Source organism: Flavobacterium gelidilacus DSM 15343 (assembly GCF_000422685.1).
Taxonomy (GTDB): domain Bacteria; phylum Bacteroidota; class Bacteroidia; order Flavobacteriales; family Flavobacteriaceae; genus Flavobacterium; species Flavobacterium gelidilacus.
In genome coordinates this window covers 101,259-119,719 of the sequence record NZ_AUGN01000009.1, presented here as the reverse complement: position 1 = coordinate 119,719, position 18,461 = coordinate 101,259, and the positions used below count along the sequence as shown (strand labels likewise).

Genomic DNA, 18,461 nt, shown 5'->3' with positions numbered 1-18,461 from the left:
ATGTGTTACTACGGTGTAAATATATTGTTAATCATTATAATACACAAATTTATTCAGAAAAATAAGGCTTATATTTAAACGCAATAAATTTTAAAGAATATTTGTTAGTTTAGTATAAAACACTTACTTTTGCACCCAATTTTATAACAAAATAAATTTAATAGTATGAATCATTATGAAACTGTTTTCATCTTGAATCCCGTTTTATCTGAACAACAGATAAAGGAAACAGTTAGCAAGTTTGAAGATTTTCTTACTTCTAAAGGATCAAAGATGGTAGCCAAAGAGGACTGGGGCTTAAAAAAATTAGCTTACGAAATCCAACACAAAAAAAGTGGTTTTTATCACTTATTTCAATTTGAAGCACCTGCAGATATTCTTGTAGGTTATGAAACAGAATTTAAACGTGACGAAAGAGTTATGCGTTTTTTAACTGTATCATTAGACAAACACGCAATTTCGTGGGCAGAAAGAAGAAGAGATAAATTAAAAGCTAAATCAAACTAATTATGGCATCTTTAGAGCAATCAGCAAAAGGTAAAAAAGAGGGAGATATTAGATATCTTACTCCTTTAAATATAGATACAAACAAACAAAAGAAATATTGTCGTTTTAAAAAATCGGGTATCAAGTATATCGATTATAAAGATGCAGATTTCTTATTGAAATTCGTTAACGAACAAGGTAAAATTTTACCACGTAGATTAACTGGAACTTCATTAAAGTACCAAAGAAAAGTATCTGTAGCAATTAAAAGAGGAAGACATATTGCAATTATGCCATATGTAGCCGATTTAATGAAATAATATTAATAATTAAGTTGTTGGTTTTCAATATAACGAAACCTAACTTCTATTTAAAAAGGACAACAACATGGAACTTATCTTAAAACAAGACGTTCAAAATTTAGGATTTAAAGACGATACAGTAACGGTAAAAAACGGTTACGGACGTAATTTTCTAATTCCTCAAGGATTTGCAATTTTAGCAACTCCTTCAGCTAAAAAAGTATTAGCTGAAAATTTAAAGCAAAAAGCCCACAAAGAGCAAAGATTAGTGGATGATGCAAACAAAATTGCAGAAGCATTAAATGCTTTAGAAATCAAAATTTCTGCAAAAGCAGGTGGAGAAAAATTATTTGGATCTATCACAAGTGCTAACATTGCAGAAGCTTTAGCAAGTAACGGACATTCAATTGATAGAAAATTCATTTCAAGTGGAATCGTTAAACGTACTGGTAAATATTCAGCTAATGTAAGATTACACAGAGATGTAATTGTGGAATTAGCTTATGAAGTTATTGCTGATAAAGCATAATTTTTATAAATATCTATTAAAAGCCTTCCATTTTGGAGGGCTTTTTTTTTATCTTTACATTTCTATTTACACCAATTAATGAAATACGCTAGACTTACAAAAGAACAATTAGAAGAGTTACATCCTGAATTTATAAATTTCCTTGCCACTCAATCTATTGATAAAAAAGAATGGGATGATATAAAAGTAAATAAACCTCAAGTTGCAATGCAAGAAATTGACGTTTTTTCAGATTTAATTTGGGAAAGAGCTTTAACTAATGTGAATTTTATTGATCATTTTTCAACGAATTATATCTTTTTATTTAAATGTGTCGACACAATAGTTTATTCGTTAATTATCAATACAACCAATAAAAAAGTTGATTTCCTTACCAAAGATGGTATTAATTGGTTAAGTGAGCATATGTTTTCGGATAGTGTAGAAATTCAAAAAGGAAAAAAAGATATTTCACAAGATAGAAATCAAGCGCTTTTTAAAATCATAAAAGAAGGAGGAATAATTAGTAAAGGTGAATTATATTCCAAATTAGAACATCTTATCAATAATTAGTTTTATGAACGTTTTAGAAACTATTACAAGGCTTCGTGTCGAATTAAATCAGCACAATTACAATTATTATACATTAGATAATCCAACGATTTCTGATTATGATTTTGATATAAAATTAAAAGAACTTCAAGAATTAGAAGCAAAACATCCTGAATTTTTTGATGAAAATTCTCCTACTTTAAGAGTTGGAGGAACAATAACCAAGAATTTTGAGACGGTTATGCATGAATATAGAATGTATTCTCTTGATAACTCGTATTCTAAAGAAGACTTACAGGATTGGGAAATACGTTGTAAAAAAATAGTTGGCGATGTCGCTATTCAATATACGTGCGAATTAAAATATGATGGTGCATCTATAAGCATTACTTATGAAAATGGCTTACTTAAACGAGCAGTTACTCGTGGTGATGGTTTTCAAGGTGATGATGTAACAAATAACATCAAAACCATAAAAGCTGTTCCGATTAAATTAAAAGGAGATTATCCTGAAAAATTTGATATTCGTGGGGAAATCGTTTTACCTTTTGCAGGATTCGAAAAGATGAATCAAGACTTAATTGAAATCGGAGAAACACCTTATTCAAATCCAAGAAATACTGCTTCTGGAAGTTTAAAATTACAAGACAGTGCTGAGGTTGCAAAACGTCCTTTAGATTGTTTGTTATATTCAATAATTGGAAATAATTTAGATTTAAACACACAAGATGAAGCTTTACAAAAGGCAAGGGATTGGGGTTTTAAAGTGCCAAATCAATCCAAATTAGCTAAAAACTTAGAAGAAGTTTTTCAATTCATTGATTATTGGGATGTTCACCGTCACGATTTACCATATGAAACTGATGGAGTAGTGGTGAAAGTAAATTTAATTCAATACCAAAATGAATTAGATTATACTGCAAAATCACCGCGTTGGGCCATGGCTTATAAATTCAAATCGGAACAAGTCAGTACAATTTTAAACTCAATTTCTTATCAAGTTGGACGAACTGGAGCAATAACACCAGTTGCAAATTTAGAACCTGTACAATTAGCTGGAACTATTGTTAAAAGAGCTTCGTTACACAATGCAGATCAAATTGAAAAATTGGATGTTCGTTTACATGATACAGTTTTTGTAGAAAAAGGAGGGGAAATTATCCCAAAAATTATTGCGGTTGATTTGACACAAAGAAAACCAAATTCAGAACCAACAAAATACATTACTAATTGTCCAGAATGTAATACAGAATTAGTCAGAATAGAAGGAGAAGCGAATCATTATTGTCCAAATTTTTATGGTTGTCCACCACAAATTATTGGAAGAATTCAGCATTATATTTCGCGCAAAGCAATGGATATTGAAGGTCTTGGTGGAGAAACAGTTGCGTTATTGTTCAATGCTGGTTTAGTTTCAAATTATGCTGATTTATATGAATTGCAAAAAGAACAAATTATTCCATTAGAACGAATGGCAGAAAAATCAGCCGAAAACTTGGTTAAAGGTGTTCAGGATTCAAAAAACGTACCTTTCGAAAGGGTTTTATATGCTTTAGGTATTAGATATGTTGGTGAAACAGTAGCCAAAAAATTAGCTAAACATTATAAAAATATTGATGCTATTGCTAAAGCAAGTTTAATGGATTTAGTTTTAGTTGATGAGATCGGTGAAAAAATAGCGCAAAGTGTTGTAATGTTCTTTGAAAATCAAGAAAATAGACTTATTATTGAAAGATTAAAAAATTATGGAGTTCAATTGGAAATTAATGCAGAAAATGATACAAGTGTTTCAGATAAATTAAAAGGAAAAATATTTGTTGTTTCAGGTGTTTTTGAGATTTACTCTAGAGATGATCTTAAAAAAGCTATTGAAGCTAATGGTGGAAAAGTAGGTAGTTCAATTTCTTCTAAAACGGATTATGTTATTGCTGGTGATAATATGGGACCTTCAAAACTAGAAAAAGCTAATAAATTAAATGTTTCAATTATAAATGAATTTCAATTTAATGATTTATTAAATGGATAATGCTCGGCTATTAAATTTATATTTCAGTTTGGTTATATTTCAATTTATTTCAATTTATTTTGAATTAAATCTTTTGCATATTGTTACAAATGTTTTAACGGCTCCTCTTGTTTTATTGATTTATCTTAGAATTACTAAATTTAATTTTAAGTGGTATTTAATAATAATATTAGTCTGTTTATATTTTACTGATCTATTTCATTTGTTAACTGAACCTGATATTGATAATATGTTTTGTGTTTTTTTAAATGCAATTGCTTATTCCACTTTAACTGCATCCATTTTTAAAACAATGGAATTTAAAAAATTAAGAGAGTTAGACTATATATTTTACATATCTTTTTTGGTTGTTTTTTTACTCTTTTTGTATGTTGTTTGGGTAGTAAATGATTTATTGATAGATCAAAACGTAAAATATTATCCACTGTTTTTTCTTTATTCTGTGCTAGTTTTTGTTATGAGTGTTTTATTAACAATTAAATACATTATTAAGCCAAATAGAGTTAATACAAATCTTCAAGTTATTATTGTTTGCTTTGTTGTAAGCGATGTTTTCTATGTTTTCTATGTTTTTTATAGTGAAATACATGTGTTGAAATACATGGTTTTTCTGCCACAATTATTAGTTTACTATTTTTTACTTAGTTATGAATTAAATAGAAATAAAATATTTGAAATTAAATAACAATGTTTTTTGTTTGATCTGCATATTTTTCATCTTTTGAGAAATAAAAATCTATTCTTCCAAGATTAATACCATAACAGCCAACTTGATTAATTAAGACATCTTTACCATCAGTATTTTTTTCAATTACGGGTTTGTCTAAAAAAGTATGGGTATGACCACCAATAATTAAATCAATATCTTTTGTTTGTTGGGCTAAAAGGACATCGCAAATTTTATTAGGTTCACTTTTGTATTTAAAACCAAGATGTGAAAGGCAAATAATCAAATCACATTTTTCAACTTCTTTTAATTGACGAACTATATCTTTTGTAATATCTACAGGATTGTTGTAAACCGTTTCTTTGTAAAGTTTTTTATCAACCAATCCTTCTAATTCTACTCCTAAACCAAAAACACCAATTTTTAAACCAGCTTTTTTAAAGGTTTTATAAGGTTTTACAATGCCGTCTAAAATGGTATTTTTAAAATCATAATTAGCCGATACGAAATCAAATTTTGCATGAGGTAGTTGCGAATAAAAACCATCAATTCCATTATCAAAATCATGATTTCCTAAAGTGGCTAAATCATATTGCATCATGCTCATTATTTTGAACTCCAATTCACCACCATAATAGTTAAAATAAGGTGTTCCTTGAAAAATATCACCAGCATCTAGTAGCAATACATTATCTTCTTCTTTTCTAATTTTGTCAATTACCGTAGCTCTTCGGGCAGCACCAGCTTGATTCGGATTTCTTGGGTCATCTGCAGGAAATGGATCAATATGACTATGCGTATCATTAGTATGAAGGATAGTTAGCTTTTTGATGGAATCAACAGAATCAAAACTGGTTAAAGACAATCCTCCAAAAGTCAATAGACTCGAAGTAGCTGCTGTATTTTTTATGAATGCTCTTCTTTTCATTTATGCTGCATTTATATCAGCATCTTATGTTGCTGAAAATTATATAAATAGTATGTTATTTTGTAATTCTAATTGTCTTCAATTAGGATTTTTTCTGAATACATTTCTAGTGTGTCAACTTTGTTAAAATAATCAATAAGTAGATTTCTTATTTTATAATCTAAATCATATTTTTCTTGACTTTCCACAAAAAAAGTCATATTGTCTCCTCCGTTAGCTAAATAATCAGATGTTGCTACATAGTAGATTCTTGAGTTATCAATAGGTTCATTGTTGATTTCAAGTTTTGTGATTTCAAGGTTTTTGTTTACACATATTTTTAAACCATGTAACGGGTGTGGTTTTCTTTCTTTAATGAAATAATCAGCTAATTCCTTTATTTTTAAACCTGACAAACCAACAACAATTACACTATTTTCAAATGGCATAACATTATAAGCAGTCCTTGTGGTTACATTGCCTTTAGGTATAATGGAACGAATTCCACCATGGTTTAAAAGACAAATATCAATAGATTTATCTGTTCTTTTTTCAAAGATTGGATTGGCTAGATTACTTGTAATATTTGCTAAAAATGACCCAATATTTGTTTCCCATTTTCCATTGCTTTTTTCTAAAGTTTCCGGACAATATGCTAAAACACTATCTAAATCTTTTGTGATATGTGTTCTGTAAGGTGCTATAAATTTTTCAATTTTAGCATCTGTATCATTCTTTTCATTTATGTTTATTTTCGAACCTATAACTTCGTAATTATAATAGCTTTTTGATTTACAAGAAACTAGACTTATAAATGTTAATAATATAACAAAATAGGCTGAAAATGCGTTAATCTTTTTTACTTTTACCCTCATAATGTGAGATGAATAATTTAATTTTGTATTTGGTAAAAATACTATGTTTTATAGAACTATTAAAGATTTTTTGGTAAAAAAGAATGTTAATAAATTGTTAGCTTCAGGTTTACCAGCAGTTAACAAAGAACCAGTAAAAACAATTGGTGTTCTTGTTGATGGAATTCATTTTTTGGATAAAGATAAATTGATAAATGAATTTAAAAAATATGCCGACGGACAATTTAAAGTGAACTTATTGGTTTACAGGAAAAAGCCAAAGAAAGACGAAAGTATAGAATATCCTTATTTTACAAAAAATGATGTAGGTTTTACTGGAAGTTTTTCTAAAGGAGAAATTGATAATTTTACAGTTTTTCCTTTTGATTTATTGGTTAGTTATTACGATATGAGTAATGCTGATTTAGAGTTGATTACAGCTTCATCAAAAGCTAAATTTAAGGTAGGATTTGCGTCAGTAAATAAAGATTTAAACCATTTTTTTATTAACACTTTTGTAGAAAAACACATTGATTTTACTCAAGTTTTGTTTGATTATTTAAAAATTTTAAAAAAGATATAATATGCAAATGTTTGTAGGAACTGGTGTTGCATTAGTCACACCATTTAAAAAAGATTTTTCAGTTGATACTGATGCTTTAGCTCAAATTGTGGATTTCGTAATTGATGGTGGAGTTGAATATTTAGTTGTTTTAGGTACAACTGCAGAATCGGCAACATTAAATAAAACAGAAAAAGATTTAGTTATAAAAACTATTAAAGAAGCCAATGCAGGAAGATTACCTTTGGTTTTAGGTGTAGGAGGAAATAATACTTTGGAAGTTGTTGAAGAATTACAAACTAGAGATTTTACTGGTTTTTCAGCAGTTTTGTCAGTTTCACCATACTATAATAAACCAACACAAGAAGGAATATATCAGCATTTTAAAAAGGTTGCAGAAGCATCGCCACTTCCAATAATTTTATATAATGTTCCTGGAAGAACAGGAAGTAATATGTTGCCATCAACAGTTTTAAGATTAGCAAATGATTTTAAAAATGTAATTGCTTTAAAAGAAGCAGCTGGAGACATTGTTCAAGCCATGAAATTAATCCAACACAAACCAAAAGATTTTCTAGTGATTTCTGGAGATGATATGATTACATTACCAATGGTTTTAGCTGGTGGAGCAGGAGTTATTTCTGTAATTGGGCAAGGTTTTCCAAAAGAATTTTCTGAATTGGTTCGATTAGGATTGCAAAGAAAAGTGAATGAAGCATATGAATTGCATTACAAATTAGCCGATTCAATTGATATGATTTTTGAACAAGGCAATCCAGCCGGAATTAAAGAAGTCTTTAAATCTAGAGGTTTGTCAGAAAACACAGTTAGATTACCTTTAGTCAGTGTAGATGATAACTTGGCTAAAAGATTAGATGATTTTACCAAAAACATAAGCTAAAAAAGATTTTTATACTCCATAAATATTCCCTAAATTTGCCGACTGCTTTTTATGGTCTATCAATTTAGAACTTAATAAGTTAAAAAAACATTGATGAATAAAATAATTTACATACTTCTTATTGCATTTGCTTTTGGCTCATGTAGTGAATATCAAAAAGCATTAAAATCTGATGATTTAGCTGTTAAAACAAAATTAGCAGCTGATTATTATGAAAGTGGAAAGTACAAAAAAACGATTGCTTTATTAGAACAAGCTAGTCCTTCTTTAAGAGGAAAGCCTAATGCCGAAAGAATATTTTACATACTTTCAAAATCGTATTACGAAACAGAGCAGTATTATTTAGCTGGTTATGCATTTGAAAGTTTTGCTTCTAATTATCCAAAGAGTGAAAAGAGAGAAGAAGCAGCGTTTTTAGGAGCAAAATGTTTTTATACTAAATCACCAAGATATAGCTTAGATCAAACAGATACATACAAAGCATTAGAGAAATTACAAAGCTTTATTGATACTTATCCAAAATCAGATTATATGCCAATGGCAAATGTCTTGGTTAAAGAATTAACAGATAAATTAGAAAAAAAAGCATTTGAAAATGCTAAACAATATAACTCAATTGCTGAATATTATAGAGATTTTAATGCACCAATAAAAGTATTAGATAATTTTTTAGCTGATTACCCTGGAACAAAGTATAAAGAAGATGCTCTTTATTATAAATTTGATACATTGTATCAATATGCATTAAACAGTATTGATTCAAAAAAACAAGAACGTTTGACTAATGCTAAACTAGCTTATGAAACGCTATTGAAATTTAGAAGTGATACTAAATACAAAGAAACTGCTGATAAACAATTAGTAGAAATTGAAAGAGAATTAACGCTATATTCAAATAATTAAGATGGATTTAAAGAAAACAACTGCTCCAGTAAACACAGTTACTTACAACAAGAATGAAATTGAAGCTCCAACAGGAAATGTGTATGAAGCTATTACAATTATCTCAAAAAGAGCTAATCAAATCAATGCTGACATTAAAAAAGAGTTAATCGAAAAGTTAGAAGAATTTGCAACTTACAATGACAGTTTAGAAGAAATCTTCGAAAACAAAGAACAAATTGAGGTTTCAAAATTTTACGAAAAATTACCAAAAGCACACGCTTTAGCTGTTCAAGAATGGTTAGAAGGTAAAATCTATTACAGAGATTCAAAAAATCAATAAAAATATGTCTGTTTTAAGCGGTAAAAAAATCTTACTAGGTATTTCTGGTGGAATTGCTGCCTATAAAACAGCGTCTTTAGTTAGACTCTTCATAAAAGCAGGTGCTCAAGTGCAAGTTGTAATGACACCTGCTTCTAAAGATTTTGTCACTCCTTTGACATTATCGACTTTATCCAAAAATCCAGTTTATTCTAGTTTTTACAATGAAGAAGACGAAAATGCATTGTGGAACAACCATGTTGATTTAGGTCTCTGGGCAGATTATATGGTCATTGCACCAGCAACTGCCAATACATTATCAAAAATGGCTAATGGAACTTGTGATAATCTATTATTAGCTACATATCTTTCTGCAAAATGTCCTGTTTATTTTGCTCCAGCAATGGATTTAGATATGTATAAACATCCTTCAACTTTAGCTAGTTTTGAAAAATTAGCTAGTTTTAAAAACACAATAATTCCTGCTGAAAGCGGTGAATTAGCTAGTGGATTATCCGGAGAAGGAAGAATGGCTGAGCCTGAAAATATCATTTCATTTTTAGAAAAAGACATTGAAAGCAAATTGCCTTTAAAAGGGAAAATAATACTAATTACAGCCGGTCCAACTTATGAATCCATTGATCCTGTTCGTTTTATAGGAAATCATTCTTCTGGAAAAATGGGTTATGATATTGCTTTCGCAGCAGTTCAATTAGGTGCTAAAGTAATTTTAGTTTCTGGTCCTTCCAATCAAACTATAAACCATCATTTGGTTGAATTGATAAAAGTAACTTCAGCTCAAGAAATGTATGATGCTTGTCATCTTAACTTTTCGAATGTTCACGTAGCTATTGCTGCTGCTGCTGTTGCGGATTATCGTCCAAAAAATGTGGCTTCCCAAAAAATAAAAAAGAACGATTCTACGTTAACTATAGAGTTAGAGAAGACAAAAGATATTTTAGCTTCTTTAGGAGTACAAAAGAAAAATCAATTTTTAATAGGTTTTGCATTAGAAACTGAAAACGAAATTGAAAACGCAAAAGCGAAAATTCAGAAAAAAAACTTAGATTTGATAGTTCTTAATTCATTAAATGATGAAGGAGCAGGTTTTGGAAAACCAACAAATAAAGTTACTTTTATTGATAAAAATTTTTCAATAGAACCAGTAGAATTAAAATCTAAAGAAGAAGTTGCACAAGATATTATCGAAAAGGTAGTGCATTATTTTCAAAAAATAAAATACATAAAATGAAGAAATTAACATTTATAGTTGCCTTTTTAATCCTAGTTTGTAACGCTAATGCGCAAGAGTTAAAAGCTACTGTTACGATTAATTATGATAGAGTAACGAATGTTAATACTCAAATATTTAAAACCCTTCAAACGCAAATGACGGAGTTTTTAAATAACACAAAATTTACCAATCAAGAATATGAGCAAAACGAGAAAATTGAATGTTCTTTTTTCTTAAATATTGCTTCTTATGATTCAAATAATTTTGGAGCGACACTACAATTACAATCTTCAAGACCAATATTTAACTCTAGTTATACTTCGCCAATTGTTAATTTTAACGATAATGATGTGAATTTTAGATATATTGAATATGAGAATTTTATTTACGATCCAAATAGTTATACTTCAAATTTAATTTCAATTTTGGCTTATTATGCTAATGTTGTTATAGGATTAGACAAAGATTCATTTGAAGAAATGGGTGGTACAAAACAATTAGAAATTGCGTCTGGAATCATGAATTTAGCACAATCAAGTGGTTATGGTGGTTGGAGTCAATCAGATGCAAAATACAATAACAGATATTATATTATTTCAGATATATTGTCTAGTACTTATTCTCCTTACAGAAAAGCATTATACGAATACCATTTAAAAGGATTAGATTTAATGGCTGAAGATCAAAAAGCAGCTAAAGAAAAAATACTTGAAGCCATAAAAACCATTTCTCAAATTAATAAGGTAAGACCAAATGCTTTGTTAACTAGAACTTTTTTTGATGCAAAATCAGATGAAATCGTTAGCGTTTTTTCTGGTGGACCAACAATGCCAAACAATGAATTATTAGAAATATTAAATAAAATTTCGCCTCTTAATTCAAGTAAATGGAATAAAATTAGATAAGCGTTTTTAAGTCTTATCTTTTTGCTTAAATTTGAAGCTTATTTACAAACTACATGCTTCAATCGTTATATATTAAAAATTATGCCCTTATAGAATCGTTAGAGATTAATTTCTCTACAAATTTTTCAATTATTACTGGTGAAACGGGTGCAGGAAAATCTATTTTATTAGGTGCTTTAGGATTGGTTTTAGGAAATAGAGCTGACTTAGCTTCACTTAAGGACAAAGAACAGAAATGCATTATTGAAGCCCATTTTTCTGTTTTAAATTATAATTTAAAGGAATTGTTTGAATCTTTGAATTTAGATTATGATGACAATACAATAATTAGAAGAGAAATTCTTCCAACAGGAAAATCAAGAGCATTTGTAAATGATAGTCCAGTTAATTTAAATGAACTTCAAGAATTAGGTAATTATTTAATAGACATTCATTCGCAATTTCAAACAAGAAATATAATTAACGAAGAATATCAAATTGATTTGTTAGATAAAGTAGCTACTAATGAAACCAATATTCAAACATTTCAAACAGAATTAAAAAAACATAAAGCTTTTCAATCCGAATTAAAGAAAATTATAGCCGAAAAAGAAACTTTAGGAAAAGAACAAGAATATAATTTATTTCTATTTGAAGAATTAGAGAAAGCAAAATTAAAAATTGGTGAACAAGAAGAACTTGAAACAGAGTCAGAAAAACTAAATAATATTGAATTTTTAAAGGAGAATATCAGTAAAGTTATAGCTATTTCGAACCAAGAAGAAATTGGCCTTTTAGCTAATTTGAAAGAAGTAAAATCTAGTTTACAGAAAGTAGCTTCAATTTCATCTGAGTTTAATGATTTGCATGAAAGAATTACCGTTTCATTAATCGAAATTGAAGATATTATTGCAGAAAATGAATCTCTAGCCGAAAAACTAATTGATGATCCAAGCAGAACGGAATTAGTGAACAATAAACTGCAAGTCATTTATGATTTACAAAAGAAGCATCAAGCTAATTCTATTGAAGAGTTACTTCAAATTCAAGAAAATCTAGAACAAAAAGTAGTCAAATTTGATGATATTGACTCTTTGATTAAAAAGTTGGAAAGTCAAATTTCAACTTCAAAAGAAACTTTAGACAAACAAGCTTCAATAATAACACAAACAAGACAAAAAGCATCTAAAATATTCATTGCACAAATCACTCAAATTATCACACAATTAGGAATGCCAGATGCACAATTTGAGTTTGAAATTACGCCAACAGAAACGTATAATAAATTTGGAAAAGATCAAATAAACTTATTGTTTTCAGCTAATAAGGGTTCAAAATTAGAACCAATAAAAAAGGTAGCTTCTGGTGGAGAGATGTCGAGAATAATGTTGTCAATCAAAGCTGTTTTAACTGATTATTCAAAATTACCAACTATAATTTTTGACGAAATTGACACAGGAGTTTCAGGTGAAATTGCTTTAAAAATGGCTGAAATTATGAAAATAATGAGCAATAAAATGCAAGTTTTTGCCATTACACATTTACCTCAAATTGCTTCAAAAGGAAATCAGCATTACAAAGTGTTTAAAGTGACACAAAACAACGATACAACTTCAGAGATTAAGCTGTTAACAGATGACGAAAGAGTAGTGGAAATTGCTGAAATGCTGTCAGGTAAAGATATTTCTGAATCAGCAATCAATCACGCAAAAGCATTGTTGAATTAATATATTCATTTATATTTGTCTATCAAATTAAATTTCACAACATATAAACTAAATAACAAAAAAATAAAAAGATGATAATTGAACCAAGAATGAGAGGATTTATTTGTTTAACAGCTCATCCAAAAGGCTGTGAACAAAATGTAAAAAATCAAATTGAATATATAAAATCAAAAGGAAAAATTGATGGTGCAAAAAAAGTATTAGTAATTGGAGCTTCAACCGGATTTGGTTTAGCATCAAGAATCTCAAGTGCTTTTGGTTCAGATGCTGGTACAATTGGAGTTTTCTTTGAAAAACCACCATCAGAAGGTAAAACAGCTTCACCAGGTTGGTATAATTCAGCTGCTTTTGAACGAGAAGCAACTAAAGCAGGTTTGTATGCAAAGAGTATTAATGGAGATGCCTTTTCAGATGAAGTAAAAAGACAAACATTAGACATGATTAAAGCTGATTTAGGTCAAGTTGATTTAGTTATTTATAGTTTAGCTTCACCAGTAAGAATGCATCCTAAAACAGGAGTTTTACACCGTTCAACTCTAAAACCAATTGGACAAAACTTTACCAACAAAACAGTAGATTTTCACACAGGAAATGTAACACAAGTTTCAATTGATCCGGCTAATGAAGAAGATATTGAAAACACAGTAACCGTAATGGGTGGAGAAGATTGGGCAATGTGGATGGAAGCTTTAAAAAGCGAAAATTTATTAGCTGATGGAGCAACAACTATTGCTTATTCATATATTGGCCCATCATTAACAGAACCAGTTTATAGAAAAGGAACCATTGGTCGTGCAAAAGATCATTTAGAAGCTACTGCTTTTGAGATTACAGATAATTTAAAAGACCTTAACGGGAAAGCTTATGTTTCTGTAAATAAAGCATTAGTTACTCAAGCAAGTTCGGCAATTCCAGTTATACCTTTATATATATCGTTATTGTATAAATTAATGAAAGAAGAAGGAATTCATGAAGGTTGTATTGAACAAATCCAACGTTTATATGCCGATAGAGTTTTCTCAGGAAAAGATATTCCTTTAGATGAAGCAGGAAGAATAAGAATTGATGATTGGGAAATGAGAAAAGATATTCAAGATGAAATTGCAGTGTTATGGGAAAAAGCTACAACAGAAAACTTATCTGAAATCGGAGATTTAGCTGGTTATAAACAAGACTTTTTAAATCTATTTGGCTTTGGCTTTGAAGGTGTAGATTATTTAGCTGATGTTAATGAAATGGTACAAGTGCCAAGTATTTAATTTAGTATATTTCATGAAAATATAAAACTCACAACAACTGTTGTGAGTTTTTTTATTTATGTTATTTTAACTATTTAAATCTATTTTGTGATAAAGCTTTAAAAGGCTTATTTTTTTTAAATTCATGATTTGATTAGAGTTTTTTTATGCCTTAATTTGACCTAACTAACAATTAATCATTCACAGAAAATGAAAAAAATTACTTTATTAATTTTAGCATTATTTGCCTTTGTTCAGGTAAATGCGCAATTATGGACTATAAATTCGTGCTCCAATTTAGGCTCAACGACTTATGGGCCAATGAATACGCTTGCAACTGCTAATTCAAATAGTAGAAAAGCAGTTATTTATCCTTCATCTCAATTGACAAATCTTACAGGTCAAGTGTTAAATTCTATGTACTTTCAAAGAAGTACAACTACAGGAACAATAGCAGGAACACCAAATTTTAAAATTTATTTAAAAGAGGTTGCTGCAACAGATTGGGGTGCTTCTGCAATAGATTGGGCAACAACAATTACTGGTGCTACTTTAGTTTATGATTCAAATCCAGCTGCCGCAACGGGTAGTGATGCTGGATGGAAATCATTTCAATTTGCAACTAATTTCACTTACAGCGGAACACAAAATTTAGCTGTATTTATGGAATATTATAATGCTACTGCAAGTACATCAATTTCATGGAATTATGAATATACTGCACCTTGTTCAACAACAACAAATAGCAATACTACTAAATATAATAATAATACAACAGGTACTTTAGCTACTTCACTTGCATCAACAGACTTTAGAAGACCATTAATTGGTTTTGATTTTGTAGTTTCTTGTAATGCTCCTAATAGTTTAGTTACTTCTAATTTAGGAACAACTTTTGTTGATGTTGCTTGGACAGAAAATGCTGTTCAACCTCAAAACGGTTATGAATATTATTATTCAACCTCAAATACAGCTCCATTACCTGCTACAGTTCCTACAGGAACAACAGCTACTGGAGTTACTACAACTTCATTAACTTCATTAACGCCAGCTACAACCTATTATATGTGGGTTAGAGGTAATTGTGGTGCATCTGATAAAAGTATATGGGCAGGTCCAATTTCTTTCACAACATTATGTGTGGATGTTGCAGCCTTTGTAGAAAATTTTGATACATCATCAACAGGTTCAGGTAATTTGCCTGTATGTTGGAGTAAAGCAGGAACATCTGCAAATGTATATAATACTACTGCTTCGGTAGCTCCAATGTCACCAGCTAATAAATTATATATGAATATTAGTGCTACGACTACTGCCTTTGCAATCATGCCTCCAGTATCAAATTTACAAGCCAATACGCATAGACTAAGATTTAAAACATATTGTACTACTGCAAATAAAGTTATAAGTGTTGGTTATTTTACAACACCAGGGGATGCAACTACTTATGTTGAATTAGAACCATTTCAAATGCCAAGTACAGTTGTAGCAAATACACAAGAATTTACAGTAATTCCTACTGGAGTTCCAGCAGGTATTACTCAATTAGTATTTAATTTAGTAGCAGGTGCTACAACAACGGCATATATTGATGATGTAAAATGGGAAGTGAATTCATCTTGTGTTGAACCTTCTGCTTTAACAGCAACAATGATTACTAATTCAAGTGCAACTTTAGGTTGGACAAATGGTGGATCGGAAACTATTTGGGATATTCAATATGGTTTAACTGGTTTTTCATTAGGTTCTGGAACTATCCTTAATGGCGTAACAACTAATCCATATGTTTTAAATGGTTTAATTGGTAGTACTTCATATCAGTTTTATGTTAGAGGAGTTTGTTCAGGGCCAGAGAATAGTTCTTGGTTTGGTCCATTTTTGTTTAAAACACAATGTGATGATGTGACTGATTATTTTGAAAATTTTGAGGCTTATCCATCATCAACTACTAGTTTGCCTGATTGTTGGAGTAGAGGAGGAACATCGACTAGTACTTATATCACAACTGGTGCTGTTGCTCCGATGTCTCCAACCAAAAGACTTTATATGTTTGCTAGTGGGACAACTCCTACTGAAGGTTATGCAGTTTTGCCAGCTGTTTCAAACTTACAGGCAAATACACATAGACTAAAATTTAAAGCTTACGCAACAACATTAAATAGGTTTATGGTTATAGGTTATTTAACCGACCCTACTGATATGAATACTTTTATTCAATTAGAAGAAATTTATTTACCGGGAACAACTGTAGCTACAACTCAAGAATTTACCGTTATTCCTGGAGTATTGCCTGTGGGAGTCAAACATTTATGTATTAAAAACCCTGGTTTCCCAGCATCATCAACTACTTTTTATGTTGACGATGTAGCTTGGGAACCAATTCCTTCTTGTGTAGAACCTAGTTTTTTAGTATCAACTATGATTACAAACAATACAGCAAGTATTGGATGGACTGAAGGGGCTACTGCTACTCAATGGGAAATTGAGTATGGAACAACAGGTTTTGCGCAAGGAACAGGTACTGTTATTGCAGCACCAACAAATCCATTTATATTGACAAGTTTAACATCTAATACTTCTTATGACTTTTATGTAAGAGCAGTATGTTCTTCATCTGATTCAAGTACTTGGACTGGTCCATCTGCATTTAAAACACAATGTGATGATGTTACAGATTATACTGAGAATTTTGATTCTTTCCCTACAGGTTCTGCAAATCCAATAGCAGATTGTTGGTCAAGAGGAGGTACAGGTTCTGCATATTTAACAACAGGTGCTGTTTCTCCAATGTCTCCAGCAAATAGACTATATATGTTTGCAAGTGGAACAGCAAACCCACCAACAGAAGCATATGCAATTTTACCTGCTGTATCTAATTTACAAGCAAATACACATAGACTAAGGTTTAAAGGATATGCAACATTAGCAAATAGAGTTTTACAAGTTGGATATTTAACTGATCCAAGTGATGTTAGTACTTTTGTATTATTACAAGATGTTACTTTAGCATCAACTGTAATTGCAAATACTCAAGAATATGTTGTTGTTCCAACTGGAATTCCAGCTGGTGTTAAACATTTAGCATTAAAGAATCCTGGATTTACAGCGTCTTCGGCTTCAATGTATTTAGATGATTTTGCTTGGGAATTATTACCAGTAATAGCACCATCATGTACAATAAATATTGTTGCTACTCCAGATGCAGCATGTGGAAACTTTGCAACTTCTATTGCATGGGATGCAGCACCATTAACAGATGGGTATAAATTAACAATTGGAACAACTTCAGGAGGTATTGATGTTTTAAATAATGTTGATGTAGGAAATGTGACTTCTTATTCAATTGTAGGAACATTTAATACGACTTATTATTATAAAGTAGTGCCATTTAATTCAGTTGGTGATGCAACAGGATGTGTTGAACAAAGTTTTACAACTTTTGTAACTGGCTGTACTTGTTCTCCAATATATACAACAGGAATTTCAAGTAATGATTTAATTTCCAATGTTGTTATAACAGGTACTACGTTGTCAAATAATTCAGGAACCGCTTCTACTGGTCCATATTATACATATTTTACTGGTCAACCTAATTATACTGCTACTTTACAACCTGGAGTTACTTATGACTTAGTTGTTACTATTGGTTCTTTTGGCAGTCAAAATGTAGCTGTTTGGATCGATTTTAATGATGATTTAACTTTCTCTGCTTCAGAGAGAATGGGCTTTACTACAACATCAATTCTGGCAAATGGGTCAGGAACTATTCAATTACCAATTCCTTGTTCAGCTCAAGCTGGATTACACAAAATGAGAGTAAGAGATGTTTGGAATACAACAGGCTCTTTAATTGATCCATGTGCATCATATGGTTATGGAGAGGCAGAAGATTACGATATTACTATTAATGCTTTAACAACACCTTCTGGTTCTGCTACTCAAAGTATTTCTGTAAGTAATGCTGCTGATGCGACAATTGAAGATTTGGTAGTAACACCAATGACTGTTTCTTGGTACTTGTCACAAGCTGATGCTTTAGCAAATACTAATGTATTAACAGCCGGGACTCAATTAATAGATAATACAACATATTATGCAGTAAATTTCGAAAATGGATGTTCTAGTGCGCCATTTGCTGTTACAGTTGCAGTTGTGTTAGGTGTTAATGGATTTGATGCCACAAGTTTTGTTGCTTATCCAAATCCAGTTAATGATATTTTAAATTTATCTTACACTTCAAATATTAATTCTGTTAAAGTAATTAACTTATTAGGACAAGTGATTTTATCTAAAAATGTTGAAAATACTTCCACACAGTTAGATTTGTCTAGCTTAAATGATGGAGCTTATATTGTTAATGTTACTATTGGTAATATAGTTAAAACAATAAAAGTTATTAAAAACTAAAG

16 protein-coding genes are annotated in these 18,461 nt (G+C 30.1%); 14 read left to right on the top strand and 2 right to left on the bottom strand.

Features of this window, described 5'->3' with window-relative positions; all coding sequences use genetic code 11:
• The first annotated feature begins 165 nt into the window (after positions 1-165).
• From rpsF to ligA, 5 genes are all read left to right on the top strand, one after another.
• On the top strand, positions 166-507 hold the full coding sequence (rpsF, locus tag G507_RS0105325) for a 30S ribosomal protein S6 (RefSeq protein ID WP_026716519.1): 342 nt from the start codon (positions 166-168) through the stop codon (positions 505-507).
• A gap of 2 nt (positions 508-509) precedes the next feature.
• Positions 510-806, top strand: a complete 297-nt coding sequence (gene rpsR / locus G507_RS0105320; protein ID WP_026716518.1) for a 30S ribosomal protein S18 — start codon at positions 510-512, stop codon at positions 804-806.
• A gap of 67 nt (positions 807-873) precedes the next feature.
• A complete protein-coding gene (rplI, locus tag G507_RS0105315; protein WP_026716517.1) occupies positions 874-1,317 on the top strand; it encodes a 50S ribosomal protein L9 in 444 nt (147 codons plus the stop codon).
• 78 nt (positions 1,318-1,395) lie between these two features.
• Complete coding sequence (locus G507_RS0105310) at positions 1,396-1,869, top strand: DUF6495 family protein (protein ID WP_026716516.1); 474 nt, start codon at positions 1,396-1,398, stop codon at positions 1,867-1,869.
• 4 nt (positions 1,870-1,873) lie between these two features.
• A complete protein-coding gene (gene ligA / locus G507_RS0105305; RefSeq protein WP_026716515.1) occupies positions 1,874-3,874 on the top strand; it encodes an NAD-dependent DNA ligase LigA in 2,001 nt (666 codons plus the stop codon).
• A gap of 677 nt (positions 3,875-4,551) precedes the next feature.
• Here ligA and G507_RS0105295 read toward each other — a convergent pair.
• Together G507_RS0105295 and G507_RS0105290 are read right to left on the bottom strand one after the other, a co-directional pair.
• Entirely contained in the window at positions 4,552-5,469 is a 918-nt protein-coding gene (locus G507_RS0105295; protein ID WP_026716513.1) for a bifunctional metallophosphatase/5'-nucleotidase, read from the bottom strand.
• A gap of 68 nt (positions 5,470-5,537) precedes the next feature.
• Positions 5,538-6,323, bottom strand: coding sequence for a 5'-nucleotidase C-terminal domain-containing protein (locus G507_RS0105290; protein WP_026716512.1), 786 nt, complete (start codon positions 6,321-6,323; stop codon positions 5,538-5,540).
• A gap of 43 nt (positions 6,324-6,366) precedes the next feature.
• Between G507_RS0105290 and G507_RS0105285 the strand changes: the two genes are divergently transcribed.
• From G507_RS0105285 to G507_RS0105245, 9 genes are all read left to right on the top strand, one after another.
• Positions 6,367-6,885 (top strand): DUF6913 domain-containing protein, encoded by a 519-nt coding sequence (locus G507_RS0105285; protein WP_026716511.1) that lies wholly within the window; start codon positions 6,367-6,369, stop codon positions 6,883-6,885.
• Between the two features lies 1 nt (position 6,886).
• Positions 6,887-7,765: a 4-hydroxy-tetrahydrodipicolinate synthase gene (dapA, locus tag G507_RS0105280; RefSeq protein ID WP_026716510.1), complete on the top strand. Its 879-nt coding sequence runs from the start codon at positions 6,887-6,889 to the stop codon at positions 7,763-7,765.
• A gap of 93 nt (positions 7,766-7,858) precedes the next feature.
• The gene (locus G507_RS0105275; protein ID WP_026716509.1) at positions 7,859-8,668 is read left to right on the top strand and encodes an outer membrane protein assembly factor BamD; all 810 of its coding nucleotides are present in this window, start codon (positions 7,859-7,861) and stop codon (positions 8,666-8,668) included.
• Between the two features lies 1 nt (position 8,669).
• Positions 8,670-8,990: a DNA-directed RNA polymerase subunit omega gene (locus G507_RS0105270; protein WP_026716508.1), complete on the top strand. Its 321-nt coding sequence runs from the start codon at positions 8,670-8,672 to the stop codon at positions 8,988-8,990.
• 4 nt (positions 8,991-8,994) lie between these two features.
• The gene (gene coaBC / locus G507_RS0105265; RefSeq protein ID WP_026716507.1) at positions 8,995-10,221 is read left to right on the top strand and encodes a bifunctional phosphopantothenoylcysteine decarboxylase/phosphopantothenate--cysteine ligase CoaBC; all 1,227 of its coding nucleotides are present in this window, start codon (positions 8,995-8,997) and stop codon (positions 10,219-10,221) included.
• On the top strand, positions 10,218-11,108 hold the full coding sequence (porD, locus tag G507_RS0105260; protein ID WP_026716506.1) for a type IX secretion system protein PorD: 891 nt from the start codon (positions 10,218-10,220) through the stop codon (positions 11,106-11,108). Before coaBC ends, porD begins: the two co-directional genes overlap by 4 nt.
• Positions 11,109-11,161: 53 nt before the next feature.
• Entirely contained in the window at positions 11,162-12,814 is a 1,653-nt protein-coding gene (recN, locus tag G507_RS0105255; RefSeq protein WP_026716505.1) for a DNA repair protein RecN, read from the top strand.
• 71 nt (positions 12,815-12,885) lie between these two features.
• Entirely contained in the window at positions 12,886-14,073 is a 1,188-nt protein-coding gene (fabV, locus tag G507_RS0105250) for an enoyl-ACP reductase FabV (RefSeq protein ID WP_026716504.1), read from the top strand.
• A gap of 189 nt (positions 14,074-14,262) precedes the next feature.
• Positions 14,263-18,459, top strand: a complete 4,197-nt coding sequence (locus tag G507_RS0105245) for a GEVED domain-containing protein (protein ID WP_026716503.1) — start codon at positions 14,263-14,265, stop codon at positions 18,457-18,459.
• Positions 18,460-18,461: the final 2 nt, after the last annotated feature.

Coding starts and splice junctions, on each gene's coding strand:
- rpsF (WP_026716519.1), top strand. CDS start 166: ATGAATCATTATGAAACTGTTTTCATCTTGAATCCCGTTTTATCTGAA.
- rpsR (WP_026716518.1), top strand. CDS start 510: ATGGCATCTTTAGAGCAATCAGCAAAAGGTAAAAAAGAGGGAGATATT.
- rplI (WP_026716517.1), top strand. CDS start 874: ATGGAACTTATCTTAAAACAAGACGTTCAAAATTTAGGATTTAAAGAC.
- G507_RS0105310 (WP_026716516.1), top strand. CDS start 1,396: ATGAAATACGCTAGACTTACAAAAGAACAATTAGAAGAGTTACATCCT.
- ligA (WP_026716515.1), top strand. CDS start 1,874: ATGAACGTTTTAGAAACTATTACAAGGCTTCGTGTCGAATTAAATCAG.
- G507_RS0105295 (WP_026716513.1), bottom strand. CDS start 5,469: ATGAAAAGAAGAGCATTCATAAAAAATACAGCAGCTACTTCGAGTCTA.
- G507_RS0105290 (WP_026716512.1), bottom strand. CDS start 6,323: ATGAGGGTAAAAGTAAAAAAGATTAACGCATTTTCAGCCTATTTTGTT.
- G507_RS0105285 (WP_026716511.1), top strand. CDS start 6,367: ATGTTTTATAGAACTATTAAAGATTTTTTGGTAAAAAAGAATGTTAAT.
- dapA (WP_026716510.1), top strand. CDS start 6,887: ATGCAAATGTTTGTAGGAACTGGTGTTGCATTAGTCACACCATTTAAA.
- G507_RS0105275 (WP_026716509.1), top strand. CDS start 7,859: ATGAATAAAATAATTTACATACTTCTTATTGCATTTGCTTTTGGCTCA.
- G507_RS0105270 (WP_026716508.1), top strand. CDS start 8,670: ATGGATTTAAAGAAAACAACTGCTCCAGTAAACACAGTTACTTACAAC.
- coaBC (WP_026716507.1), top strand. CDS start 8,995: ATGTCTGTTTTAAGCGGTAAAAAAATCTTACTAGGTATTTCTGGTGGA.
- porD (WP_026716506.1), top strand. CDS start 10,218: ATGAAGAAATTAACATTTATAGTTGCCTTTTTAATCCTAGTTTGTAAC.
- recN (WP_026716505.1), top strand. CDS start 11,162: ATGCTTCAATCGTTATATATTAAAAATTATGCCCTTATAGAATCGTTA.
- fabV (WP_026716504.1), top strand. CDS start 12,886: ATGATAATTGAACCAAGAATGAGAGGATTTATTTGTTTAACAGCTCAT.
- G507_RS0105245 (WP_026716503.1), top strand. CDS start 14,263: ATGAAAAAAATTACTTTATTAATTTTAGCATTATTTGCCTTTGTTCAG.